Raw genomic sequence first — 3577 nt, 5'->3', positions numbered from 1 at the left:
CAAAAGTACATACTTTTAAGGATGGGAAAACAATGGATCACGCACTTTCTTTGGAATTGGATCCGACATCGATTGCAGCAGACCCTCGGATACATGACTTATCTGAGGTTAAACAAAGCGGCATGGCATGGGTGAAAAACCACGTTCAAGAGGTGAATAACTGGGTTGAGCGAGATGGTTTTGCATTGCTTCGTGGCTTAAATATTGTGAGCACGAATCAGTTTAGCGCCATACTTGAGACCTTGTTTGGTGAGCGTTTAAGCCAGTATGTTTATCGCTCTTCGCCACGAACGGCACTGAACAACAATATTTACACCACCACGGAATATCATGCCGATCAAGTGATCCTGCAGCATAACGAAAATGCTTACTCCAATGTTTGGCCGATGCGAATGGGCTTTTTTTGTGTGATCCCAGCAACCACGGGTGGGTGCACACCACTTGCCGACAGCCGTGAAGTATATCGTCGTATTCCCAGTGAATTAAGAGACAAGTTTGAGCGTTTAGGTGTGCAGTACGTGCGTAACTACGGTGATATCGACCTACCTTGGCAAGAGGTTTTTCAGACTGAGAGTAAAGCCGAAGTTGAGCAATATTGCCGACAAAATGAAATCGAATTTACTTGGCTTGATGATAAAAGGCTACAAACCAAGCAATGGCGTCCGGCGGTCATGCGCCATCCAAAAAGTGGTGAAAAGGTATGGTTTAATCAAGCTCACTTGTTCCACTGCTCGAGCCTAGATAATCAACTCAGTGCACAAATGCGTGACAGTATCGGCAGCGAATTTTTACCTCGTAACGCCTTTTTTGGTGATGGTAGCGAAATAAGTGACCAAGACATCAAGCTCATCAATCAGGTTTATCAAGACCTCACTTTTGCTTACCCGTGGCAAAGAAACGATATTTTGCTGCTGGATAATATGCTGTTTACTCATGGCAGAGAGGCCTATACAGGCACTCGTAAAGTACTAGTTGGCATGGCAAATATCGCGTCAGCATAACTAGTTGGTACTCATTCCGATGAAAATCGGGCAACAACATTTGTTAGTGGTTACGTGGTTGGCAATGTAAGGAATGAAAAAATGAAATGGCTAATACAACTACGGCTAAGAATGATGATGCTATTTTGCATCACCTTAGCACTGGCTTCTTGTTTGCAGAAAAAGAGCATCGCAGATAATCACACCATTATGCCTAATCAATTAGAAATGATAGCGGCGGTGGTGAATGAATATTGCGATGCCAACCTATTCTTTGGCACGGTTTATATCACCTCGGTTGATAAGGTGGTGTACCAGTCCAACTGCGGACCACAGAACATGCAATATGATGTTGATAACAGCGTTAAGTCCAAGTATCGCATCGGTTCCAATACCAAAGCGTTTTCGGCTGCTATTTTAATGAAGATGTTAGATGGTAAGGACTTACGGCAGGAAACCATTGGCGATCACTTGCCTTGGTACCCAGATAACCAATGTGCGGATGTTTCGCTACATCATTTGCTTACCATGTCGTCTGGGATCAATAACTACAGCGACAACGAAGCCGTATACGATAACTACGGTTGGCGGCCTTATTTATATAACTCGAGTCTAGATCTTAACGGTCCGGAAGATTTTAGTAATCGCTTTTGCACTTGTGGTGCCGAAGCGGGGCAAAGTGGCTCACCGTCATTTACCCCGGGTAGCAAGTATGAATATAGCAACTGTAACTACTATCTTATCGGTAATATCATTGAGCAATTAGCGGCTGGCAAACAAGGCAATATCGGTCGTGAGTATTGGTTTGCCAATATCGTTCAAGAGCAAATTCTAAACCCGCTTAGCATGACGGACAGCGGCTCTTACAGTGCGATTGGTGTCTATTCAAATATGACCACAGGCTATATCTATAATCAAAACCAATACTTACCCCTTGCCAATGGTCGTCCACCAGCTACAGGTGGACCTGCACCTTACGAAGACATTTTAGTGAATCCATATAGCAATCCTTTGGTACTGTATTCCGCTGGAGATTTGTATTCCACAGTGGAAGACATGCATAAATGGGATCAAGGCTTGTATGGCACTCAAATCTTAAACGATACCCAGAAACTAGCGGCCTTTGCTCCCTACTCTAACACTGGTAGCAGCGACGAGTGTGAATACTATGGCTATGGTTGGTTTGTCACTTATGTTGACCCAAACCAGTACGGCAAAGTGGCAAATTGCCCCGAAAACCCAGCCGATGCAAATCTCAGAATGTATGAAAAATTTTTACAGTACTCTGGTAGTTACCCCTATTCATGGGTGACCAGTTTCACCCGTTTACTGGAACGAGATCAAAGCATCATGGTGTTTAGCAACTATGTGAAAGAGGGGATTGAGTCAGATTGTATCGCCAAGGAGATCCGCAACATTATCTTCTATAGTGATAAACACCGTACCGAGCAATGCCAGCAAGATTTGAATCAGGCATAACGCGGTAGGGAAAAATACCGAGCTTTCGTGCTCGGTTAAACAAATTAATAGAACGCCTGCAGTAGGTGGCAACGTTTCGCTCAGTTGTATTTGTGACACTGTGCAAATCCTTGGTTGTTCTTAGGTTTACTTCTTCATCATGGATGAAGGCGGTAAAGCTCAGAGTTGAATAAGTGCAACTTGTTTGATTTTGGGTACTAGGGCAAGTGCCAACATGGTGCTTGATGAGTTCGACAACTGTTTAAATAAATCATAGAGGATGAATTATGGCAGTGACAAAAACAGCGAAGGATGACAAGGCGAGCGACGCTCCAGAACAACAGGAATCACAACTTGTTGCTGATGAAGACAGAGCAGCCGTTGCTCAGCTGATTGTCGACAAATACACAAAATGGTCGTTTGGCTCTGGGTTTATTCCCGTTCCTGCGGTTGATTTAGTGGCGTTGACAGGGATCCAAATGAAGATGATAGGCGAAGTAGCAAAAGTCTATGGTCAATCATATGGTGACAACAAGCTGCGTGGCACAGTAAGCGCATTGATCGGCGGCTCTTTTCCACAAACCTTAGGGGGCGCGGGACTAAGCAGCTTTTTGAAGGCGGTTCCTGTCCTTGGCACGTTAAGCGCAATCGCATTTATGCCTGTTGTGTCTGCGGCATCAACACACGCAGTAGGCGCAACTTTTGTTCGACACTTTGAAAATGGCGGCACGCTGATAGACCTGAATCTAGCAAGTATGAAAGGGGATATCGCAGACATCGCAGCTAAGTATCGTGCAAATAAAGGGAATGCGGACGCAACAGCTACAGCGGAAAAAGCCACAGTATAACCGATACTGGCTGACATAAACCGGCAGGCAACTGCTGGTTTATTCTTCGCACCGAACTTATCAACAACTTGGAGAAAATTATGCTTATCGCTTTATATTTAGTGTTATGCATTTTAACTGGTTATTGGGGACGAAACACCTTTGCCGGACCTGTGGGCTTCTTTTTAATTTCGTTGATGTTTACGCCTATTGTTGGCTTGATCATTTTACTAGTTGGGCAAAAGCGCAAGCCCACAGAGGTGAATGACGAGGAATGAGATCTTACATTGCCGGTAAAACTGGGCGATTTAT

Annotated in this window: 4 protein-coding genes; all 4 read left to right on the top strand. The window is 44.4% G+C overall.

Going from position 1 to position 3577, the window contains the following annotated elements; genetic code table 11:
• The first annotated feature begins 32 nt into the window (after positions 1-32).
• The 4 genes from L3V43_RS12325 (at position 33) to L3V43_RS12310 (ending at position 3543) form a co-directional block, all read left to right on the top strand.
• Positions 33-1001 (top strand): TauD/TfdA family dioxygenase, encoded by a 969-nt coding sequence (locus L3V43_RS12325; RefSeq protein WP_102057605.1) that lies wholly within the window; start codon positions 33-35, stop codon positions 999-1001.
• A gap of 81 nt (positions 1002-1082) precedes the next feature.
• The gene (locus L3V43_RS12320) at positions 1083-2459 is read left to right on the top strand and encodes a serine hydrolase domain-containing protein (RefSeq protein ID WP_237116632.1); all 1377 of its coding nucleotides are present in this window, start codon (positions 1083-1085) and stop codon (positions 2457-2459) included.
• 266 nt (positions 2460-2725) lie between these two features.
• Positions 2726-3286 (top strand): DUF697 domain-containing protein, encoded by a 561-nt coding sequence (locus L3V43_RS12315; protein ID WP_010607109.1) that lies wholly within the window; start codon positions 2726-2728, stop codon positions 3284-3286.
• A gap of 80 nt (positions 3287-3366) precedes the next feature.
• The gene (locus tag L3V43_RS12310) at positions 3367-3543 is read left to right on the top strand and encodes a hypothetical protein (protein ID WP_017217212.1); all 177 of its coding nucleotides are present in this window, start codon (positions 3367-3369) and stop codon (positions 3541-3543) included.
• Positions 3544-3577: the final 34 nt, after the last annotated feature.

It is taken from the genome of Pseudoalteromonas sp. L23 (assembly GCF_021728455.1).
In the GTDB taxonomy this organism is placed as follows: domain Bacteria; phylum Pseudomonadota; class Gammaproteobacteria; order Enterobacterales; family Alteromonadaceae; genus Pseudoalteromonas.
This window is presented reverse-complemented; position numbering and strand designations above follow the sequence as displayed.

What these genes read in the sequence shown, in the direction of transcription:
- L3V43_RS12325 (WP_102057605.1), top strand. Translation starts at nt 33, where the DNA reads ATGGATCACGCACTTTCTTTGGAATTGGATCCGACATCGATTGCAGCA.
- L3V43_RS12320 (WP_237116632.1), top strand. Translation starts at nt 1,083, where the DNA reads ATGAAATGGCTAATACAACTACGGCTAAGAATGATGATGCTATTTTGC.
- L3V43_RS12315 (WP_010607109.1), top strand. Translation starts at nt 2,726, where the DNA reads ATGGCAGTGACAAAAACAGCGAAGGATGACAAGGCGAGCGACGCTCCA.
- L3V43_RS12310 (WP_017217212.1), top strand. Translation starts at nt 3,367, where the DNA reads ATGCTTATCGCTTTATATTTAGTGTTATGCATTTTAACTGGTTATTGG.